Consider the following 23271-nt stretch of genomic DNA (forward strand, 5'->3'; position numbering starts at 1 on the left):
GCATAAACACCAAAATTAACTCCTTATCTTTATCCGAAGAAAAAGAAATTATAGAGAATGGATTTAAAATTCAATCAAAACGAAGATAGGAATAAGTTGTTATTATCAGACCTTAGAAGAAAGTTAAACGAAGTTTATTTAGGCGGAGGAAAAGCCAAAATAGCCAAGCAGCACGATCAAGGTAAAATGACAGCCAGAGAACGTATTGATTATCTTTTAGATCCAAAATCAGAACAAATAGAAATAGGAGCCTTTGTTGGAGAAGGAATGTATGAAGAACATGGCGGCTGCCCTTCTGGCGGAGTCGTTATTAAAATTGGCTATGTGCAAGGCAAGCAGTGTATTGTAGTTGCCAATGATGCAACCGTAAAAGCCGGAGCATGGTTTCCTATTACCGCAAAAAAGAATTTAAGGGCACAAGAAATAGCTATTGAGAATAAACTTCCTATAATTTACCTAGTAGATAGCGCGGGAGTGTACTTGCCTTTACAAGATGAGATTTTCCCTGATAAAGAACACTTTGGTCGCATATTTAGAAACAATGCCATTATGAGCAGTATGGGTATTACTCAAATTTCTGCCGTTATGGGCAGTTGTGTTGCCGGTGGTGCTTATTTACCAATTATGAGCGATGAAGCTTTAATCGTAGATAAAACTGCAAGTATATTTTTGGCAGGTAGCTATTTGGTAAAAGCGGCTATTGGAGAAAGTATTGATAATGAAACTTTAGGCGGAGCCACCACACACTGTGAAATTAGCGGAGTAACTGATTATAAAGCGAAAGATGATGCAGCTGCTTTAGATACCATAAAGAACATTATGGATAAAATCGGCGATTTCCCTAAAGCCGGATACAACCGTAAGAAAAGCATGAAGCCAAAAGAAAATCCGGATGATATTTACGGAATACTACCTAGCTCTAGGGCTGAGCAATACGATATGATGGAAATCATTAAGCGCTTGGTAGACGATTCTGAATTTGAAGAATACAAAGCTGGCTACGGACAAACCATTCTTACCGGATATGCACGAATAGATGGTTGGGCTGTTGGTATCGTTGCTAATCAAAGAAAAGTTGTAAAAACCAAAAAAGGTGAAATGCAATTTGGCGGAGTAATCTACTCCGACTCCGCAGATAAATCTACCCGATTCATAGCCAACTGTAATCAAAAGAAGATTCCGTTAGTCTTTCTACAAGATGTAACCGGTTTTATGGTAGGTAGTAAAAGTGAACATGGTGGTATTATAAAAGATGGTGCTAAAATGGTTAATGCGGTAAGTAACTCCGTCGTTCCAAAATTCACCATCGTCATAGGAAATAGCTACGGAGCCGGAAACTATGCCATGTGCGGTAAAGCTTATGACCCAAGGTTAATTGTTGCTTGGCCAAGCGCAGAACTAGCGGTAATGAGCGGAAACTCTGCTGCCAAAGTATTATTACAAATTGAAAAAGCTTCTTTGAAAAAGAAAGGTGAAACTATTACTGAAGAAAAAGAAACCGAGCTTTTCGATAAAATCAAGAAGCGTTATGACAATCAAGTTTCCCCATATTACGCAGCATCAAGACTATGGACCGATGCTATCATAGACCCAAAAGACACCCGTAAATGGATATCAATGGGTATAGAGGCTGCTGACCATGCGCCGATAGAGAAGCCTTTTAATATGGGCGTTTTGCAGGTTTAATGTAAACGGAAGTAATTAAGAGATTATTAATCTATATAGATAAATAAAAAAATACCCACAATACACTTAAAACGTATTGTGGGTATTTAAATATCTAAACGTTTATAGTTTTATTATTTATGTAAAAAAGCAAAGAAGCTCGGAGCAAGTCCGCTTAAATATAAATCTCGATGATCGAGTTTAATTAGCAACCATACTTTCAGCATTTGATACTGAAAACAATTGCTGATTTACATTACGTAGACCGAGTTTAAAGAGTTTTGTTAATGTAGATGATATAATTTAATTACCCTGATGCCCTTTTACTCTTGGTATCAATAAAAGTTCTGTCTGTCTACCATTAACATACCTAAAACCCTCTTCGCCGTAAAAGCCGGCTTCTTCAAGCATGATACGGATACCTCTATCCCATTCAGGAATATTAACCGTGGTATTTAATTCAATGGCATATACGGTATTTGGGTTTAATGGATAGTTCTCACCATCATCTTTCATAACTCCACCTTGAGAATCCCACATACCAATTGTAGTACCTGCAGAATGCCCATAAGAGCCTAAAGGATGCGTATAAATAGCTGGTTTTAATCCCGCAGCTTCTGCCTCACCTAATGATTTTGCCAGAATCTCATTTCCGGTTCGTCCCTTGATCATGTTCGAAGTCAAAAAATCTTGTAATTTGTTTCCATCTTTTAACCCGTTGATTAAAAAGTCGGGTGCCGAAGTTTCTTCTGGCTTTAAAACATACGCCAATTCTTGACAGTCTGTATTTAAGCGCAAATAAGTAATACCAAAATCGCAATGCACCAGATCTCCCGGTAGAATTACCATATCATCAGGCTTATTTGCAAAGGAATAGAATTCGCTTTTTTTACCCTTCTCACTTCTTTGAACATCCACGGTTGGGTGAAACCAAGTTTCCAACCCTAAATCGGTCACTTTTTGGCGCATCCACCATACCACATCTGAGGTTGTTGTAACACCGGGCGTAATTACTTTCTCTGAAAAAGCCTCCTCAATAATATCATGTGTAATATCTACTAATTGATCATAAATAACCATTTCGCGTTCGGACCTTGTTTCAATCCAACGAACAGCTAGTTGTTCTGCTGAAGTCACTTTTGAAGTATATTTTTTAGGCAGATTAGCCATAAACTCTTCATAATCTGTCTTCACCAAACCATCTGCAATATTATGATCTGTAGAATAATTGAGTCCGATCTTCTTCGGATTTCTTTCTGATATCAATTGCATTAATCGCGTCCACTGATTTGGTTCTTTCTTCTTATCCCAAGCAGAAACAATATTCTTACCCACATTATAACGGGCTACAGCCAACTTCTCTATCGTATTCTTTGCCTTATCTCTATAAAACAATAAAATAGTTCTTCTACGAGCATTCAACCACGTAGCCGGAAGCATTGTTTTAATAACCGGATCCTCATTGTATTCCCGTGAAATTACTACCCACATATCAAGGTCAGCGGCATCCATAAGTTTAGGAAGCAAATTATTGAAACGATCGTCTAAAATTTCATCAATTACCTTTGCTCTTTCTTTTTCATTTAAAATTTGCTGAGCATTAATTTCACCTATAAAAATTAGGCATACCAAAAGGAATAGTTTTTTCATGAGTATAGTTTGGTTTAAACCTTGAAAATACAAAATAACCCACATTTGAAATAAACTATTCCCCGCAAATCAATTGACTTTTATAATCTGAATAAAATCAATAGTTATCTGTTACCAATTTCTCATTCATGCTTTTAACCAACCTGATAAATTCTGCTCTGTATCCGTTTTTGTCTTCACCCCTACCGTTCTCCGCCAATTCAATAACATCATCAAAAGATGTTTTATTTATAAATGCGGACTTTCGTAATTGCTGACCGAATAAGGCAACGGCTGCGGTGAATTGAAAATCTTTAGACATTTCTTGAGCATTTGCATTTTGAACGTGTACTAGTTCTATACTCTTATTACCATCTGGCTTTTTATATCTGAATTTCACGGTAAACAACTCATCAGAAAACCCTGAATTGCTAGAAGTATTGGTATACTTTAATACTGGTACTTCTTTATCATATGTTGATGATACCCCTTTCTCTATTATCTCATACAGGGCAGTTACCTTATGTCCGCTACCCAACTCACCTGCATCTTTGGTATCATCAATAAAATCTTCATCTGCCAACAATCTATTTTCGTAACCAATTAGTCGATACGATTTTACTTTAGCAGGATTAAACTCTATCTGTAATTTTACATCTTTTGCAATGGTAAACAAAGTACCACCAAACTCCTTGCCAAATAATTTCTGAGCTTCTTGCATAGTATCTATGTAACCATGATTTCCGTTCCCTTTATCTGCTAAAGTTTCCAACTTAGCATCCATGTAGTTACCCATTCCAAAACCTAGTACAGAAAGAAACACTCCTGACTTACGTTTTTCAACAATCAAATCTTCCATGTCTTTATCACTGGACAGCCCAACATTAAAATCGCCATCTGTTGCCAATATCACTCTATTATTACCATTTTTCTTAAAATGTTTCTCAGCCAATTTGTAGGCTAATTCAATGCCTTCTCCACCAGCTGTAGAACCGCCAGCTTCTAAATTATTTAGAGCGCTCATGATTTTCTCTCTATTGTTACCAGATGTAGGCGCTAACACAACGCCGGCAGCACCTGCATACACCACAATAGAAACCCTGTCTTTTTCTCTCAATTGATTTACCAATAGTTTAAATGCGGATTTCAATAGCGGCAATTTATTACCTGCAGACATAGAACCTGAAACATCTATAAGAAAAGTAAGATTAGATGCCGGTAATTCTTCATTCAAGTATTCTTTTCCTTGCAAACCAATGCGCACTAATTTTGTATCTATATTCCAAGGAGTTTGCGCTACCTCTGTGTTTACAGAAAAAGGATGTTCATCTGTTGGTTGCGGATAGTCATAATCAAAGTAATTTATCATTTCTTCAATCTTAACCGCATCTACAGGAACGTCTTTTCCATTATTTATGAATCTTCTAATATTGCTGTATGCCGCTTTGTCGACATCTATTGAAAAAGTAGACAAAGGTTTAACACCTACATTCTGAAATTGATTTTCTGTAATTTGCGCATAATTATCGTCTTCTTCAATTACATAATTTCCTTTAACGGTATGTATTACAATGCAGCCAAACTTGGCATTAGACCCATACAGACTTTTCGCTTCAGAAGCATTAAGTTCTTTTCTACTATCAATATTTTCACTTTTTAAGCTTTGAACAATTGAATTGTATTGCTTTTTAATAGGAATACCATCAACAATATACAAAGGACTTTTCGCTTTAGTTCCAACACTTTTATTTTCTACAGCACCTACTCCACGAATTTGAACGCCACTAACGCTACCTTGCAAGATTTTACTAATATTAGATTGGGGAGATTGCATATTAACCATTGCAACTGAACCGGGAACATGACGACGCTTCTGAATACCATACCCAGTCACCACTATTTCTTCTAACATTTGAAGATCTTCTTCAAGTGACACATTAACAATTGCCGATTCCCTGATCTTTACAATTAGATTTTTACAACCTATATATGAAAATGATAATTCAGCACCTTCTGATACTGTTATAGCATAGTGTCCATCAAAATCTGTTTGAGTACCATTGGTTGTTCCTTTTTCCATAACATTTACACCAGGCATAGGGTTCCCTGCATCATCAGAAACAGTACCACTAATTTTAACTTGTTGCGAAGACAACAGCATACTACTGAACAGAAAATATAAGAAAGTTGCATTTTTCATAATAATTGGTTTAAAGTTTGAGCAATAAACCTATTAAGAAAGAAGCTTTTAAAAAACGAAAAATGAGGGAAGGACACTTTAGAATGAGGGAAGTTATGACTTCAATAAGGTCATAGTTTCTTTCCGCTTCACCTTTCCGCTATCTGTTCTTAAGAATACCGGAATAGTTTTAATTTGACGTGGCACTTCGTACTTAGACAAAAGCGGACTTGAAGTAATTTTCTTCAACACATCGTTCTCTTTCACTTTACCTTCTATAACCAATACTAATTGCTCGCCCAGTTTTTTATCTGGTAAAGAAGTAATAAAAAAAGGTTGGTCTAAAATATTGGAAATTTTAGCCTCTATCTGCTCTGGACTAAATTTAATTCCACCAGAATTTATAACATTATCAAATCTGCCTAACCATTGAAATTCCGATTTAGAAACCAATTCAACAACATCATTGGTAACTACAGTTTCATCTGAAATCTTTGGAGCATTGATTACCAAACAACTTCTATCATCTATAGAGATCTCTACATCTGGCAAAACTAAAAACGGACTACCCTCCACTGCTCCGCTATTTATAAGTTTTACAGCCATATGCGTTATGGTCTCCGTCATACCATAGGTCTCGTAACTATTATTTGAAATGCTTTTTAATTCTTCTCTTAACGAAGTAGAAATAGGAGCTCCACCAATAATCAAATTTCTAATTTGATGTAACTGAGACAAAGAGTTACCTACTTGCATAGGCACCATTGCCCCAAAATCGAAAAATTCTTTCACACCCTCCAACGGATTTGAACTTGGTGGCAGAAAATGAATATCCAAACCTAAAACCATGGCTCTAACCAACATCATTTTACCAGCAATATATGTAGCCGGCAAACACAACAAAGCCGTAGACCTAGATTTCAAATTAAAATAGCTACCTGTTGCCAAAGCGCTATTTATCATTTGTTCCTTCTTTAACAGAATAGTCTTTGGAGCACCTGTAGAACCTGAGGTTTTTACAGTTATAGTTTCAGAGTCATCCGTCCAATTTAAAAGGAATTCCCCTATCTGCTTTTCAAATTCTTCTCCCTCTTTAATTAGACTATAACTAACTTCTGTAAGGTCATTAAAAGAAATTGTTCTACCATGAATAGAAAAACTAGGATGAACAGCATGTTTATTCATTGCTTAATTATCTAGCTTAAAAAATTCTTCTTCAGCCAAAACCTTACCGGTTAATTTTTCTTTCCAATTGGTCCAACCATATTTTTTTGAAAAAATGATTAACAAAATAGGAAACACAACAAATACAGGCACTAACATATCCCAACCAAGAATTGGTTCTGAAATATCCCTATATAAAGAATCTACACTAAACGCCGTCCAATCTGCAGTAACTAAAAGTGCCGCGGTTAAATTGTTGGCAGCATGAAAACCAATTGCCAATTCCAAACCTTCATCCATTAAGGTGATAATACCCAAAAACAGACCTGTACCTATATAAAACACCATGATACCATAACCCAGTTTATCTACTTCTGGGTTCATTATATGGAGCATCCCAAACAACAAAGAGGTAAATACCAATGGAAACCATCTATTTTTGGTCAGTATACCTAAACCTTGCATCATATAGCCTCGCATAAAGTACTCTTCCATACTGGTCTGCAGCGGTATCATAGCTATGGCAATCACCGCTAAAGTTATAAAAGGAACCAATTGAAAGTTGTATGCATAATCCTCTGGTGAAAAGTAGATATCTATAAAAACAAAAAGTACAGATATTGATGCCCAAAGAAAGAAAGAAAAAAAGATTCTTTTCCAATCTACTTTTGTTCTAGATGTTGTTAAGCTTTTAATGGATTGTCTATGCAAATATTTCACCACCAGGAAAACAGCTATTAGTCCAAATACAAAAGTTAAAAGCATAAAAAACAAAAAAGTATTAGACCCTAAAACTTCTGACATTCTACCAATATCACCACTCATCATTGCAGACATTCCCCCGTCTTTAGCTGCTAAGGCTCCTAATAACGGAAAAGAGCCTAAAAATTGCCAAACGCCAACAATAAGCAACAACCCTATTAAATAACGCCAATTATCAATTAAACCTTTATACGCTTGTTCTATATACATAAACTATCAATTAAATTTTTGTTCCATTCTTTAGCGCTGTCGTAAGACAAGCTCCCATCAATTACTGCTAACGGACTATCAATATTATTGGTAAATAAAGATCCCGTACCCAAACCTTGTGGCATTTCATTGCCTAACGTTGCAGTCCACTGCGCAATGGCATTCAAGCCTATATTACTTTCTAATGCACTGGTAACCCACCAACCTATTTTATTTTTTTCTGCAATTTTAATCCATTCATAACTACCTGCAAAACCGCCTACCAAACTTGGCTTTAAAATAATATACTGCGGCTGTATAGTTTGTAGCAACTCTTGCTTCTTTGTTACATCTACTATACCAATTAATTCCTCATCTAATGCAATTGGCAAAGGCGTTGCTGCACAAAGGTCTTTCATCTCTTCCCATTGTCCCTGTTTAATTGGTTGTTCTATAGAATGCAAATGGAGTTTTGACAAAATTTCTAATTTGGACAAAGCCTCTTGTGGAGTAAATGCTCCATTAGCATCTACACGTAATTCGATATCTTCTTTTGAATAACGTGCTCTAATGGATTTTAGCAGCGCAATCTCCGCATCAAAATCTATAGCTCCAATTTTCATTTTAATACACGAGAAACCGCTTTTTAGCTTTTCTTCTATTTGCTGATGCATAAATTCCTTATTACCCATCCACACCAAACCGTTAATTGAAATCGGTTTTTGGTCATTTAAAAAAGTAGATTCAAAAAGATGGAGAGGATTTTTAGAACGTAGCGACATAAATGCTTGCTCTACCCCGAAATGGATACTGGGAAAATTCCGCAACTGTTTTAGTAATTCGCTTTCTCCCTGCTTTATGTTTTGTGCTACCGAAGCACATTTCTCTTCATATTCAGGAACATCATCATAACTAAGACCTCTAAACAGTCCGCATTCGCCAATTCCCCATTTATCACCTTCCTCTAAAATCAAAAACCATGTTTCCTTGGTACGTAGCACCCCCCTGGAAGTTCCGCTAGGATTTTTAAAATTTAGGAGATACTTTTTAAATGTTGCCTTCATATAATCCTTCAAATTTAGTTATATTTTAAATTTAAATACGATGGATAAATAAGTATGGAGAATAAAGTGATTTGGATTACGGGAGCATCTTCTGGTATTGGAGAGGCATTAGCATATCAATTTAATGCCCTAGGTGCAAAAATAATTATTTCAGCAAGACGAGAGAATGCCTTGTGTGGTGTTAAAAGCAAGTGTAAATTTCCAGATAATGTAGTGGTACTCCCTTTAGATTTAACCCATTATGAATCCTTAGAAAACATTACGGAAAAAGCTTTTTCATTTTATGGACATATTGATGTTCTGGTCAATAATGGCGGACTAAGTCAACGCTCGCTCATCATTGATACCAAATTTGACGTGTACCAACAAATGATTAACGTTAATTACCTAGGTACTCTAAATCTAACAAAACATGTTTTACCTTATTTCATTTCTCAAAAGAGCGGTCATTTTGTTACTGTTACCAGTTTAATGGGTAAATTTTCTTCGCCTTATCGTTCAGGATACTGTGGTGCAAAACATGCCTTACACGGCTTCTTTGACGCTTTGCGTATGGAACACGAAAAAGACAATATTGATGTTACTATTATCTGCCCAGGGTTCATTCAAACAAATGTTGCCAAAAATGCATTGACCGGTGACGGCTCCGCTTTGCAAAAAGAAGATAACGCAACAAAAAACGGAATGCCCGTAAGTGACTGTGCCAAAGAAATTATCTCAGCAATTAAAAAGAAACGATTTGAAACCTACATAGGTGGAAAAGAAAAGTTTGGAATTTACCTGAAAAGATTTTTCCCTAAACTATTACACAAAGTAGTTATGAGCAGTAAGGTAAGGTAAGTTTATTTAAAATTAAACCAAAAGCGAACTCCGCTTTGTGTTCTATCGGTATTCAAGGAAGTCTGAAGCTGATTTGCCAATCTACTCATTAACCGAATACCCATGGAAGAATTTGCTCGTTCTTCTGAATCTTCTGGCAGACCAATTCCATTATCCGTATACTCAAAGAAGCCTTCTTTATCTGCTATTTTGCGTAAATGGATATATATTTTACCATCGCTATCATCATTTGGAAATGCATATTTAAATGAATTAGAAACCAACTCATTTAATATAAGTCCGAATGGAATAGCTCTATCAATATCCAATTCTACACCTTCGGCATCAATAGTAATATTAATATTATGACCTCCTTTTTTGTAAACAGATTGAATACTATTAATTAAACTTTCAATATATCCCTGCATTTCAATAACGGACAGATCGTCATTTTGATATAATTTCTGGTGTATGAGCGCCATAGCTTTTACCCTACTTTTACCTTCTTCCAATGCAGCAATTGCAGCCTTGCTTCGAGTATTTTTGGTTTGTAAACTTAATAAGCTAGAAACCATTTGTAAGTTATTTTTAACCCTATGGTGAATTTCTTTTAAAAGTGAGTCTTTTTCAACCAGTGAATTTTCAATAATATATTTCTGTTCGGCAATTAAACGTTGATTTTTAATACTTTTTAAATACGCATATACCAGACCAGCAAAACCAATAAGTGTAAATATTAAGGACACGAACACCAAACTAATCTTATCATCTCTAGCTTTAATGTCTTTTCTAGATTCTTCTAACTGTGCTTTTTGTTGCTCCATCGTTTTTTTAGAATTCTCTAAATCTTGAGTAACAACAGAAGTCAATTGTTGGTTTTTAATATTAGATGCCAATGCATCAATAGAATCTCTAATTCTTATATTCTTTTTTAAATATAATGTAGAGTTCTTAAAGTCTCCTGTTTTAAAATAATAGTCAGCATAAATTCTATTACGTTTTAAAATATTGTCAGATTTTATAGGATTAAGATCATCACTTAAATAATCTGTAGCTTTTGCATAGTTATCCAATTTTAAATAACATTCAGCCAAGGCAAGTGTATTCTCGATAATATCTGATGAAAACTTACTTTTATTATATTTCTTAATTACCTCTCTACTCTCTTCTAAAAACGGAATAGCTTTTTCATATTCTCCAAGTTGCACGTGACATTTACCAATATTACCAATAATCAATCCGTTTAAAATTCTACCATCGGCAATTTCTTTATCAGTTTGTTGATTGGTAACATCACTTAAAAAAACTTTAATTAATCCTTCTGCCTTCTTAAAGTAACTAAGGGCCGTAGGGGTGGACTTATCCAACCTTAGATAATTACCTATTGTATTATTGTATATAGCCTGACCATAGTAATCGTCATCTTTTAACTCCTTTTTCTCTTCGGTCATATAGTCACGCATTGCCTTTCTATACTGACCAAGACTTGCGTATATATCATAAAAAGCAACATTATTGGTCAAACCCAACTCACGTTTTACCCTTCTAATTTCAATTTGTTTATCATACAATTCCAGCATTGCATAATTATTGTCCAAAATTCTAAGTATGGTACTCTTAGATTCTACATCTAAATTCTGCAGGTTATTATAAAGATTTCTTGCTATCGCTAAACTTTTCTCATAGTTTCCTAAATCAAAATAAATTTGAGATTCTATAAGTTGATAATTTCTAATAGAAACAGAATCTTTTGTTTTCTCAGAACTATTTAAATACACCTTTACCGTATCTAACCAATCATACGGAGAATTTTGATTATAACGATTGGGAGTATTAAAAAAGAAGAAAGAACGTAATTCACCGTTCTCCAAATCTTGAAATTGTCTGTAATAATCTTCATTTTGAGCTACTACACTATCTTGCGCAATTACAAGGCACGTAAATACACTTAAAATCAAAGTGCAATATAATCTCAAAATAAATGGTTTTTTCATATCTCATTAAAAGTAAAATCAAACTTAAAAAACATACCTGATTCTACTAAATTTTTGTTGTGAGTAATCATTATCCAAGCATTAAATAACAAGAATCTCTAAAAAGCGTGTTCTATGTACTTTTCATTAAATTGTTGAAAATAGCGGCTCTTAGGATTTTACCGTTCTCACTAAGCCACAAAATCGTTACAATTTCTATTAGCGCAAAATTATAAATTAGTGGCACTACATAACATTAAATGTTGTGTAACATCATATTATTGTTGTGTAGCAAATTCAGACACTCACTTCATGTAATTCATCGAGAAAAAGACACTCTTTAACGGTAAAAAAATACCGTTCATCTAAACTAGATCATATAAAAAAACACCTTTAAAAGGTGTTTTTTTATATTCTATATCGCTTAGGAATTCATTGCCGAGATAATAAATTCTTTAAAATCTTTAGAAATTGGAATTAAGGTATTGTTGATCATAATATCTTTAGAATTGATAGCATCTATATGATCAACATTTACAATATAAGATTTATGGGCCCTATAAAATTTGTTTTGAGGTAATTTCTCTAAATAGTCTTTTAGCGGAGATCGGACCAAAAACTTTTTATCTATGGTATTTACTTCTAAATATACATTATCCGCTTTTATAAATTGAATATCTCCAAATTGGATTCTATAATACAAATGTTGTTTCTTAACAAAGATAGAATCCTTTAAAATGGAGTTGGACATTGCAACATTTTCAGTATTGGTTTCGTTGGCAGCTACTTTTTTTCCATTTTGTTTACCATATATAAAATTTGATAATGCAATTTCAATTGAGGTATACAAATCTTGTTGCTCAAAAGGCTTAACCAAGTAACCGTTAGGCTTTACTGTTTTAGCATTTTCTACCGTTGCACGGTCAGAGTTAGAGGTTACAAAAATGAATGGGATATCATAATTCTCTCTAATATGTTTACCCAAATCAATACCTGTTTTATCGGAAGCTAAAATGATATCTATAAGAACTAAATCTACCTGTTGTGTTTTCAAAACTTCAACAGCCTGTTCATAAACGATCACATTATCAACTATTTCATATCCAATTTCCTCTAACATAGATTGCATATCATCTGCAATAATTACATTATCCTCAACAATTAGAATTTTTATAGGTTGTTCCAAGACTTAAACAGGTTTGTGGGTTATACTCAAAATTACAAAAAATTATAATAACTAATAAAAAACAGCAATGCTATAAAAAAGGTACTCAACGCTAATTTTTTAAGCTCGGGGTCTAGCTTGGCGGCATCATGGGTAGTGGCTACTTTCCTTAAGTGAACAAACACGGGTATATAGCCAATAAGACATACATAACGTAACATTGATGCATTTGTTGCAAATAAAAAGCAAAACAAACATATAGCTGATAGCAAAAGTAACATATAATGATATTTTTTAGCATTCAACAATCCCATTTTTACCACTATAGTATTCTTCCCCACTGCTGCGTCCGATTTTATGTCCCTCATATTATTGAGATTAAGCACCCCTACGCTTAAAAGCCCTACAGAAACCGCTGGCAAAATTGCCAAGAATGTTATTGTTTTTAAGTATAAGAACAGCGTACCTAAAACGCTTACCAATCCAAAAAAGATAAAAACAAATACATCTCCTAAACCGTTATATCCGTAAGCTGATTTACCTACCGTATATTTAATTGCCGCCCAAATGGCGAATGCACCTAACAACAAGAAAACTATTGGATATAGCATATCTTTTAGCCCAAATGAAGTTACAATTAACGACACTATGAGGATTACATTTATAAGAATACTCCAATAAATACCTGATTTCAATTGCCCTGCAGTCAAGAGCCCGCTTTGCAAGGCTCTTTTAGGCCCTACCCTATCATCGCCATCGGTACCTTTGACTCCATCACCGTAATCATTGGCAAAATTAGAGGTTACTTGCAACCCTATGGTAGTCAAGATTGCCAAAATAAAAATATAGACATTAGTCATCCCTTGATAGGCTGCCATACCAGTTCCCACAAGTATACCTGAAATTGATAAGGGAAGCGTTCTAAGTCTTGCTGCGTTGAGCCAAGCTTTAACTTTAGTCACTAAAACGGATCTTCTATTTGAATTCTTTTACCATCTTGATATGATGCTACAAAAGCATCTCCAAATCCAATATCAACCAATTGCTGTCTAAAGGATTGTGCTTCTTCCAGTGTCTCAAAATTACCAAGTGAGTAGGAATAAAAAGGATTCGTTTTAACAAATAAAGTGTTGGTAAGTGCCTCTGATGCCAAGGTTACATTGTTATCAACAAATGATTTCACCTGAACCGAGTATATTTTTTCTTTCTGCAAGAACTCTTTTGCCAAGTAAAATTCTTTTACAAGACTAAGCTCTTCATTCTGCTCTTTTAAATTCTCTAAACGTGTTCTAATTGCATCTACGCTATCAATAGATGTTAAAACCAAGTCTTTAGATGATTTCCTATTAAAACCACCTGAACTGGACAAACCCGCTGTAAAAGAAGTAAAAGCTAACCCTCCTATTAGAAATAAACCTGTAATCCCAGCCAAGATATTTCGCTGAATCTTACTTTTCTTTAATTCTTTATTCTTAAATTTTATCTGATCAATCAAACGCTCATTTATAATTTGCGCTTTGTCGACATCTTTATGCAATTCCAATAAATCGCTTTCTTCTATAAAAGGCATATACAGGGGTAATTTTTACACTTAAAATCTAAATGTAAGGCAAAAAAATTTAATAACTTTTTATTTCTCACAAAAAAAAATAAAATTCTATTATAATGTACTAACCTATATAAATTTTAAACACACTAAATTGATAATCAAATGTTTAAGAATTATCTTACAATTTAAAAATTTAATCATCTATTAGTGAAATACCATCAGATTCAATCTTTATTTTTCTATCCTTATAAAGAGTCCCTAGCCCCTTCTTAAACGTCTTCTTGCTCATTTGAAATACATCTCTAATTTCCTCTGGCGCAGATTTATCATGTAATCCTAAAAAACCGCCACTTTCAACAAGCACTTCATATATTTTTTTTGCTGCAGGTTCTAATACTTTAGCGCCTAAAGGTTGTAAAGAAATATCTAATTTATTATCCTTTCTGATCGTTTTAATACACCCAGGTATAACATCACCAATATTAATTGGCTTAAATACCTCATTAAAATAGACCAGGCCTTTATGTCTTTCGTTTACGATAACCTCCCAACCCAAATCGGTTTGTCTTGTAACTACTAAATCTACCTGCTCCCATTCTTTAAGATCTACGGTATCATTACTTAAAAATTTATCAAGCTTATTAGAGGCAACCAATCTACCAGAGCGTTCATCTAAGTAACAATGAACCACATACCACTGGCCTTCTTTCATTTTAACACGTTGCTCTCTAAAAGGAACCAATAGATGCTTTTCTAGACCCCATTGCATAAACGCACCAAACTCATTAACTTCCGCCACTTGTAACAATCTAAATTCACCAAGCATTATGTCTGGTTCTAAGGTTGTTGCAACAGGCCTTTCATCATAATCCAAATAACAAAAAACTTTGATCTTCTCGCCTATTTCATACGCTGTAGGCACATATTTATTGGGTAATAAAATATCATTTTCTTCTTCATCACCTAAAAAAAGACCTACACTAGTGTCTCTTAAAATTTCAAGGTTGTTAATACGTCCTAATTCTATCATGTTGCAAAATTACATTTAAAATATTTAAAATCTTAACGTAAAAAAAAGACCGTTACCAAAAAAAAGGAAACGGTCTTAAAGTTATTTGACTACTAACTATTTATCATAAACAGATGCTTTGTTGAAATGTTGACATAGCTTGTAATAAATCACTGCTCTATGCTTATTTCTGTTAGAAGAGCCATACTTCTCCAAAACAGTGGCAATAGCATCATCAAGTTTAGAATCATCAGCAAGACCTAACTTCTTGATCAAGTAATTGTTCTTTACAGTGTCTAGTTCCTTTTGGTCCGTACCAGATACTTTAGAAGCGTCAATATTGTAAATAGAAGGTCCTAAACCAACAGTTACTTTTTTAAGTAAATCCATATCTGCATTCTCACCAAATTTATCTTTGATGTCCGCAGCATATTTTTCGATTAAATCGTCTCTTTTACTCATACTTAATGTGTTATAATTAATGGTTAATACCTCACTAAGATATAAAACGAAAATAATCAATCAAAATTTTATCGTTTTTTAATGCAGGTGTAGTAATTTCCAGTAATTGCGGACACATCGTTTCTTTGAAAAAATCACGTAATTCTTCTTCAAGTTCTTCAGATGATCTTGCCGTTCTATAATTGAGACCGTACATGGCACAAAGATGCTCTGCCGATAAAGAATGTCTGGTCTCAAAATAAGTTTCAAAAACATCAGAGTTCTCTTTTCCCGGAAGTATTCTAAAGATTCCTCCACCATTATTATTAATGACAATAATTCTAAAATTAGGCTTTAAGTAGTTATTCCACAACGCATTACTATCATAAAAAAAGCTTAAATCTCCTGTTATAAAAAGTGTAGGCGAACTACCTACTACAGAAGCCCCTATTGCGGTAGATGTGCTACCGTCTATACCACTTGTACCTCTATTACAAAATACTTTTAGTGTAGGGTTAACATTAAATAGTTGCGTATATCTAATGGTAGAACTATTAGCCAATTGCAACATATAATTGTTAGGCACAGCTGCCAAAATATGCTGGAAGGTCAAGAAATCTGAAAACGGAATTTCTTGTAAATATTGCCTCCTTTTATGCTCATAGTTCCGTTTTACCAAATTCCAATGAGAATAATAATCACTTTTTAAAACAGCCTCTGCTGAATACATTTCGCTGAAAAAGTCATTGACAGAAACTTTTATATGCTCTTCTAAACAAAAAAAGGTATTGTTAGCAAATTGTCCGTCTACATGCCAATGGTGTTCTGGTGCATGATCTCTTAAAAATGCTTTTACTTTTTTTGAAACTATGAGTCCGCCAAAAGTAATCAACACCTCTGGTTTTAATTTTTCAAATTCCAATTCTTTTTCGGCATGCATTTCAATAGGCGCGATTAAAGAATCAATACTATTGAAAAAATTAGGATGATGCATATTAGAGGTTGTTTCTGTCAACACCAAAACGCTTGGATCATGAGCTAGTTTCTCTAATAAAGCAGCTGTAATTACATTTGGCATATTCACCCCTACCAAAACCAATTTACGAGTAGAGGTTTTCCAAATTTCCCTGTATTTCCCTAAATTAACAACATGGTCAATTTCAAAAGGAATAGCACTAATCTGCGGAGATATTGTGGGTTCAGACAGCGTTTCATATAAAGGCTCTTCAAAAGGGATGTTTATATGAACAGGAGTATTCGTGGTCAAGGCAATTTCCAAGGCAAGATTTAACTCGCCATCATTAAAATTTTGAACCTCTTGTTGAACATCGATTATCTCTCTACCAGAAATCCACTCTGGTCTATATTGTAAGACCTTGGCCGTAGCATGGCTAACATCTTGCTTTAGATTGGCCGAATATCTAATATGGTTTTCAAATACATTCCGCTGATTAATAGTTTGGCCATCCCCAATCCCCAATTTATAAACCGGTCTATCAGCAGAAATAACCAGTAGTGGAATATTACTAAAATAAGCCTCTGCAACTGCAGGGTAATAATTTAAAAGAGCACTACCAGATGTACATAAAATGACAACAGGTTCTTGTAATTGCTGCGCCATACCTAGAGCAAAAAAAGCGGCACAACGTTCATCAACAATACTATAACACGTAAAAAAAGGATTCTCGGCAAAGGCTATGGTCAACGGGGCATTTCTTGATCCCGGCGATATTACAATATTAGAAATATTCTTTGCCAGGCAATGTAAAACAATAGATTGTGCAGTGGGTATAGCGGAGTATTTCATGTGGCTCAAAAATACGACCAAAGCTGGTTATTACCCAAAAGTTGCCCATCTATTTAGACCCTAGAACACGATACATAGTTCTACTCTTTAAAACGGTTTCTTCCCATTCCTTTTCAGGTATAGAATCACTGGTGATACCACCACCTACATATATCTCAGCTTTTCCTTGAAACATTTGCATGCAGCGAAGATTTACATAAAGTTCCGAAGATCTTACAACGCTTCTATAAGCACTATTTTCCTGATTACGACGGTTTCTATTTCTAGATAATTCTGTTTTTGTGTTCAGCTCTCCTAAAAACCCGGTATAAAAAGTACGTTCATACCTCTCATTTTCAAAAATAAATTGCTTTGCATTCTCTAACGGACTACCACAAACCGCAGGGGTTGGATGTAATGCTTTTATAGCATCACCAAATTTATTAGGTGAGAATGTACCTTTCATCTCTGTTCTAAGGTGCCATAACCTACCTGCTTTTACCGACCCTCGTTCTAAACTATTTAGAGAATTAACCTTCTCCTTTAAGGTGTCAAAAATGTAATCAGTAACCAACTGTTGCTCATGTAATTCTTTCGCTGTCCAAATGGGTTCATTGTCATCTACAGAATTCTGAGTGCCCGCCAAAGACATTGTGGTAAATTGAGCGCCATTACTTTTTACTAATATTTCTGGAGTAGCACCCATCCATGTTCCTATTTTTGGATGGTACCAGAAGTAACAAAATGCTTGTTTATAAACTGAAAGTATGCGCTGAAACACTTTAAAGTTATCGTCTTTGCAATCAACTTCTATTTTCCTGGACAATACAACTTTATTAAAATCACCCTGATGAATACGATCAATAGCTTTTGAAATTAATTTAATATAGCCTTCCTTCTCTATAGCATCACATTTTGGCATGTTATCTTCATGAACGGCAACCTCTAGAGACCTATTCAACCGCACCTTTTCAACGGCATCCAACTTTAATAATATAGCATCTGAATTTAAATCGAACGGAGCAAAAACAAATCCTGTTTCCGTAAAATCCTTAACCTTATGTACAGCATCGTTGTGCTGAAAAACACCTACTAATTCAGTTTCATTTGGCTTACTGTATACTACAAACGGTAACTGCTCTTTAAAGCATTTTGTAGCCCGATCAAAAAGTTCTTGTACCATATTAACTCTTAGGTAATGCGATAGTAGTTAGCTTACAAAGAGAAACCAATTGATCATCCTCATTGGTAACCCTGATCTGCCATAATTGGGTAGTTCTACCCTTGTGTAAAATGGTAGCCCTTGCATAAACAAAACCTTCTTTTACGCTTTTTACGTGATTAGCAGAAATCTCCAAGCCTCTAACAAAATATTTGTTACCGTCTAAAAACACATAAGACGCAGCACTACCAACACTCTCTGCCAATGCAGCCGTAGCCCCACCATGCAAAACCCCGTCTGGCTGATGCACTTTTGGAGTAACCGGCATCTTAGCCAATAAAAAATCTTCTCCAACATCAACATATTCAATATCCAAGGTTTCCATTAAGGTATTCTTAGAAGTTTCGTTACAAATCTTTAGAATTTTTTCTTTGTAATCGTTCATCCTTTTTTTTGTAAAATTAAGCATTACATTACCAACAGAAAAGCATAACAAAAAGGACCTATTGATGAAAAACCAAATAAAAAATGTAACCTACAAAAGTACAAACACCTATGAAACTTTAAATGAATTAAATAACGATACAAAACAAGTTTGGATTGTTTTTCATGGTATAGGATTCTTAAGTAGATTCTTCTTAAAGTATTTCAATGAACTGCCTAAGAGGGAAAATTATATAATAGCCCCACAAGCACCTTCCAAATACTATTTAAAAAATGAATATAAGCATGTAGGCGCAAGTTGGTTAACAAAAGAAAATACAGCACAAGAAACCAAGAACCTCTATAATTATTTAGATGCTGTATTAGATAATGAAAAACTCCCATTAAATTGTAAAATTATTTTCTTTGGATTTTCTCAAGGTGTTTCTATAGCACTACGGTATTTGGCACATTCTAAATTAAAATGTTCAAAATTGATACTGTATGCAGGAGGAATTCCTAAGGAGTTAAAAACTGCCGATTTCGACCACTTAAATAGTGAAACAGAAATTGTATCAATGGTTGGACGCAACGATGAATACTTGACACCAGATAGATGGATAGAAGAGAATAACAAACTTAAAATACTTTTTGGGAAACGTATTAATAACATCTCTTTTGATGGTGGACACGAAGTAAAAAAGGAGATTATAAATCAATTGGCGCTATGATAAATACACCAATCTTAGAAAACGAACGGGTAATATTAAGTCCGCTCACCATAGACAATTACAAAAAACTGATTCCTATTGCTTCACAGGAAAAATTGGCTCAATACTCTCCTTCTGATATTGAAACACCAAATAGCTTAAAAAATTATGTAGAAATAGCTCTACAACAATTAACGGCAGGCACCAGTATGCCCTTTATCATTTATGACAGAAAACATGATGCTTTTGCAGGTTCTACCCGTTTTATGCATATCAACAGAAAAAATAGAGTTTTACATATTGGATCAACCTGGATCGGGCGTGAGTTTCAAGGTACAGGGTTAAATACCCAAATGAAACAATTAATGCTAGCCTATGCGTTTAGAACCTTAGATTTTGAAAAAGTAGAATTCCGGGTAGATGAAAGAAATTTAAGATCAAGAAAAGCTGTAGAAAAACTAGGGTGCACCTTAGAGGGTATTCTTAGAAAAGATGTGTACTTATTAGATGGCTTTAAAAGGAATACGTGTTGTTATGGCATTCTGCGAGAAGAATGGTCAACCACCAACCAATAAGCTTTACTCCTCAACAGCTTTTGTATCTGATAGATAATAGGTGATTTTTCTAGTAGTATAGGTATTATCTGGCGTTACAATTTGCTTGATCCAATTACCAAATTTAGAATTATCGTATTGATAAATATATTCTTTCTTAATAATACCAGCACCTCTTTTCGCAGTTTGGGCAATTAAAGCACCTTTTTCATCATATTCGTAAGTGGTACGGGTTGTTGGTTCAAATTTCTTCAATTCTGAATTAAATTCAAATTCTTGTTGTGCTATTAATTTACCCTCCATATTAAACACTTCTTCAAAAGCACCACTCTCCTCTCCCTTTAAATATTCTTTAGTCAAAATGATTCTTTGAGCCGGTTTATTTTTAGGTTTTAAGGTGGATGTACGTATAGATTTTAAAGGAACCTCATTCAATAGATAGGTAACAGTATTCTCACCTTTAAATTTCTTATATTCAATTTGGGTGATATCTATACCGTCATTATTGGTTCTTTGAATACTAATTAAATCTCCATACTCATCATAAACATAGATATATTGATCTAAAAACTGCTTATCATAAGAAAATATACGCTCTTTAATTTTTAAATTATCAGTAGAGTCTATCTCATAAAAATGGGCTATTGACGTACTTGGATCAAATGTATTGTCTCTATAGGACTCTGCTCTTTTTTCCAATAGTTTGCCTTTGCCGTACTTGTAATGAACTACATCATAATCAGCTTCATTATATCTAGTGACAGACTTGGTAAGTAGGCCGCTCTTGTTAAAATCATATTCTTCCTTACCATAATTTGTATTTACTAAACATACTTTAACATGTCCTTTTAAGTCAAAATCCTTAATGGTGAAAATTTGAATTTCTTGACTTTTTACTGTAGAGAACGTTATTATAAAAACCGTTAAAAAGATGATATGAGATTTCTTAATCATACTACAAAATTACTTTATTAAAAATAGGCATAAAAGAATATTTCATAAATGTAAAAAGGGACGGTAAATACCGTCCCTTTTCTATAATAACTAATAGCTATATTATTTAACTTCTTCGAAGTCTACGTCTTCAACGTTATCACCTTCAGCAGCACCACCATCAGCAGTTGGTTCTCCCTGAGGAGCACCTTGAGCGTCAGCTTGCGCTTTGTACATTTCTTCAGATGCAACTTTCCAAGCTTCATTGATTTTATCTAAAGCTGGTGTAATCACAGCCAAGTCTTTAGTTTCGTATGCCGCTTTCAATTCTGCTAAAGCGTCTTCAATTGGTTTTTTCTTATCGTCAGATAATTTATCACCAAATTCAGTAAGTTGAGATTCCGTTTGGAAAATCATTCCGTCTGCTTCGTTCAACTTATCAGCAGTTTCTTTCGCTTTTTTATCAGATTCAGCATTTGCTTCAGCCTCAGCTTTCATCTTCTTGATTTCTTCTTCAGTTAAACCAGAAGAAGCTTCAATACGAATATCCTGAGTTTTGTTCGTAGCCTTATCAGTTGCAGATACTTTAATAATACCGTTAGCATCAATATCAAAAGTTACTTCAATTTGAGGAGTACCTCTCTTTGCTGGTGGAATACCGTCTAAATGGAATCTACCAATTGTTTTGTTATCGCTTGCCATTGGTCTTTCTCCTTGCAATACATGAATTTCAACCGATGGTTGGTTATCAGCAGCAGTAGAGAATACTTGAGACTTTTTAGTTGGTATTGTTGTGTTAGACTCAATTAATTTAGTCATTACGCTCCCCATAGTTTCAATACCTAATGAAAGCGGAGTAACATCTAATAACAATACATCTTTAACATCACCTGTTAAAACACCCCCTTGAATAGCCGCACCAATTGCAACAACCTCATCTGGGTTTACTCCTTTAGAAGGTTTCTTACCAAAGAATTTCTCAACAGCTTCTTGTACCGCAGGTATTCTAGTAGAACCACCTACTAAAATAATCTCATCAATATCACTCTTAGAAAGTCCTGCTGCTTTCAAGGCAGTCTCACATGGCTCAATAGTTCTTTTTACCAAATCGGCAATTAATTGCTCAAACTTAGATCTAGTCAATGTTCTCACTAAGTGCTTTGGTCCTGAAGCCGTAGCTGTAACATATGGTAAATTGATTTCTGTTTGTGCAGAAGATGACAATTCAATTTTTGCTTTCTCAGCTGCCTCACGTAAACGTTGTAACGCCATAGCATCTTTTCTAAGGTCCATATCTTCTTCAGACTTGAACTCCTCAGCCAACCAATCAATAATTTTTTGATCTACATCATCACCACCTAAGTGCGTATCACCATCTGTAGACAATACTTCAAAAACACCATCTCCCAACTCTAAGATAGATACATCATGTGTACCACCACCAAAGTCAAAAACAACTATTTTCTGATCTGTATCTTTTTTGTCCATACCGTAAGCCAAAGAAGCTGCGGTTGGTTCGTTGATAATACGTTCTACAGTTAAACCGGCAATTTCACCTGCTTCTTTCGTAGCTTGTCTTTGTGCATCATTAAAATATGCAGGTACAGTAATTACGGCACGAGATACTTCTTGACCTAAATAATCTTCTGCCGTTTTCTTCATTTTCTGAAGAATCATAGCAGATAGTTCTTGAGGAGAATACAAACGTCCGTCTATATCAACTCTTGGTGTATCATTATCACCTTTTACTACTTTGTAAGGTACTCTTCCAGCTTCTTTACTAGACTCTGAATATTTGTTACCCATAAACCTTTTAATAGAATAAATGGTTTTAGTAGGGTTTGTTACTGCCTGTCTTTTAGCTGGATCACCAACTTTAATTTCACCACCTTCTACAAAAGCGATAACAGACGGGGTTGTTCTTTTACCTTCTGCATTTGGTATTACTACTGGCTCATTACCTTCCATTACAGAAACACAAGAATTGGTAGTACCCAAATCTATACCTATAATCTTACTCATCTTATATGTTTTAAATTAAGTGCTTTATTTTACAATCGGTTTGTAAATGACAAACAATATGCCAAGCCAGAAA

At 34.5% G+C, this 23271-nt stretch carries 20 protein-coding genes; 4 read left to right on the plus strand and 16 right to left on the minus strand.

All coding sequences use genetic code 11. The features are described from left to right. Positions 1-57: 57 nt before the first annotated feature. Positions 58-1686 (plus strand): acyl-CoA carboxylase subunit beta, encoded by a 1629-nt coding sequence (locus BW936_RS11160; RefSeq protein WP_076548487.1) that lies wholly within the window; start codon positions 58-60, stop codon positions 1684-1686. Positions 1687-1968: 282 nt separating this feature from the next. Here BW936_RS11160 and BW936_RS11165 read toward each other — a convergent pair whose 3' ends face one another. The 5 genes from BW936_RS11165 to BW936_RS11185 all read right to left on the minus strand — a co-directional run bounded on the left by BW936_RS11165 (position 1969) and on the right by BW936_RS11185 (position 8652). After that, positions 1969-3315 carry a M24 family metallopeptidase gene (locus BW936_RS11165; RefSeq protein ID WP_076548670.1) on the minus strand — a complete coding sequence of 449 codons (1347 nt, stop codon included), beginning with the start codon at positions 3313-3315 and terminating at the stop codon, positions 1969-1971. 97 nt (positions 3316-3412) lie between these two features. Then, positions 3413-5494, minus strand: a complete 2082-nt coding sequence (locus tag BW936_RS11170; RefSeq protein WP_076548488.1) for a vWA domain-containing protein — start codon at positions 5492-5494, stop codon at positions 3413-3415. A 93-nt stretch (positions 5495-5587) separates the two neighbouring features. Continuing rightward, complete coding sequence (locus BW936_RS11175; protein WP_076548489.1) at positions 5588-6658, minus strand: AMP-binding protein; 1071 nt, start codon at positions 6656-6658, stop codon at positions 5588-5590. Between the two features lie 3 nt (positions 6659-6661). Further along, complete coding sequence (locus tag BW936_RS11180) at positions 6662-7609, minus strand: CPBP family intramembrane glutamic endopeptidase (RefSeq protein ID WP_076548490.1); 948 nt, start codon at positions 7607-7609, stop codon at positions 6662-6664. Next, the gene (locus BW936_RS11185; RefSeq protein WP_076548491.1) at positions 7600-8652 is read right to left on the minus strand and encodes an o-succinylbenzoate synthase; all 1053 of its coding nucleotides are present in this window, start codon (positions 8650-8652) and stop codon (positions 7600-7602) included. Before BW936_RS11185 ends, BW936_RS11180 begins: the two co-directional genes overlap by 10 nt. 54 nt (positions 8653-8706) lie before the next feature. Between BW936_RS11185 and BW936_RS11190 the strand changes: the two genes are divergently transcribed. Continuing rightward, positions 8707-9492 (plus strand): SDR family oxidoreductase, encoded by a 786-nt coding sequence (locus tag BW936_RS11190; RefSeq protein WP_076548492.1) that lies wholly within the window; start codon positions 8707-8709, stop codon positions 9490-9492. 2 nt (positions 9493-9494) lie between these two features. Here the strand turns inward: BW936_RS11190 and BW936_RS11195 are convergent, their stop codons facing one another. From BW936_RS11195 to BW936_RS11235, 9 genes are all read right to left on the minus strand, one after another. Next, positions 9495-11447, minus strand: a complete 1953-nt coding sequence (locus tag BW936_RS11195; RefSeq protein WP_244156217.1) for a sensor histidine kinase — start codon at positions 11445-11447, stop codon at positions 9495-9497. A gap of 421 nt (positions 11448-11868) precedes the next feature. After that, the gene (locus BW936_RS11200; RefSeq protein ID WP_076548494.1) at positions 11869-12630 is read right to left on the minus strand and encodes a LytR/AlgR family response regulator transcription factor; all 762 of its coding nucleotides are present in this window, start codon (positions 12628-12630) and stop codon (positions 11869-11871) included. A 32-nt stretch (positions 12631-12662) separates the two neighbouring features. After that, complete coding sequence (gene menA, locus BW936_RS11205) at positions 12663-13571, minus strand: 1,4-dihydroxy-2-naphthoate octaprenyltransferase (protein WP_076548495.1); 909 nt, start codon at positions 13569-13571, stop codon at positions 12663-12665. Further along, a complete protein-coding gene (locus tag BW936_RS11210) occupies positions 13571-14179 on the minus strand; it encodes an SPOR domain-containing protein (protein WP_076548496.1) in 609 nt (202 codons plus the stop codon). The genes menA and BW936_RS11210 overlap by 1 nt, the downstream gene beginning before the upstream one ends. Before the next feature lie 172 nt (positions 14180-14351). Beyond that, positions 14352-15188, minus strand: coding sequence for a CvfB family protein (locus BW936_RS11215; protein ID WP_076548497.1), 837 nt, complete (start codon positions 15186-15188; stop codon positions 14352-14354). Positions 15189-15284: 96 nt separating this feature from the next. After that, on the minus strand, positions 15285-15629 hold the full coding sequence (locus tag BW936_RS11220; RefSeq protein ID WP_076548671.1) for a DUF2853 family protein: 345 nt from the start codon (positions 15627-15629) through the stop codon (positions 15285-15287). Positions 15630-15663: 34 nt separating this feature from the next. Continuing rightward, positions 15664-17415, minus strand: a complete 1752-nt coding sequence (gene menD, locus BW936_RS11225) for a 2-succinyl-5-enolpyruvyl-6-hydroxy-3-cyclohexene-1-carboxylic-acid synthase (protein ID WP_076548498.1) — start codon at positions 17413-17415, stop codon at positions 15664-15666. Positions 17416-17464: 49 nt separating this feature from the next. Next, positions 17465-18577, minus strand: coding sequence for a chorismate-binding protein (locus tag BW936_RS11230; RefSeq protein ID WP_076548499.1), 1113 nt, complete (start codon positions 18575-18577; stop codon positions 17465-17467). Position 18578: 1 nt separating this feature from the next. Then, positions 18579-19001: a PaaI family thioesterase gene (locus BW936_RS11235; protein WP_076548672.1), complete on the minus strand. Its 423-nt coding sequence runs from the start codon at positions 18999-19001 to the stop codon at positions 18579-18581. Positions 19002-19065: 64 nt separating this feature from the next. On the opposite strand from BW936_RS11235, the gene BW936_RS11240 reads away from it, so the two are divergent. Both BW936_RS11240 and BW936_RS11245 read left to right on the plus strand, forming a co-directional pair. Next, on the plus strand, positions 19066-19710 hold the full coding sequence (locus tag BW936_RS11240) for an alpha/beta hydrolase (RefSeq protein ID WP_076548500.1): 645 nt from the start codon (positions 19066-19068) through the stop codon (positions 19708-19710). Then, positions 19707-20264 carry a GNAT family N-acetyltransferase gene (locus tag BW936_RS11245; RefSeq protein ID WP_076548501.1) on the plus strand — a complete coding sequence of 186 codons (558 nt, stop codon included), beginning with the start codon at positions 19707-19709 and terminating at the stop codon, positions 20262-20264. Before BW936_RS11240 ends, BW936_RS11245 begins: the two co-directional genes overlap by 4 nt. Positions 20265-20267: 3 nt before the next feature. Here BW936_RS11245 and BW936_RS11250 read toward each other — a convergent pair whose 3' ends face one another. Both BW936_RS11250 and dnaK read right to left on the minus strand, forming a co-directional pair. Then, positions 20268-21197: a hypothetical protein gene (locus BW936_RS11250; protein ID WP_076548502.1), complete on the minus strand. Its 930-nt coding sequence runs from the start codon at positions 21195-21197 to the stop codon at positions 20268-20270. 102 nt (positions 21198-21299) lie between these two features. Next, the gene (gene dnaK / locus BW936_RS11255; RefSeq protein ID WP_076548503.1) at positions 21300-23198 is read right to left on the minus strand and encodes a molecular chaperone DnaK; all 1899 of its coding nucleotides are present in this window, start codon (positions 23196-23198) and stop codon (positions 21300-21302) included. Positions 23199-23271 lie beyond the last annotated feature (73 nt).

The organism is Maribacter ulvicola (assembly GCF_900155985.1).
Lineage (GTDB): Bacteria > Bacteroidota > Bacteroidia > Flavobacteriales > Flavobacteriaceae > Maribacter > Maribacter ulvicola.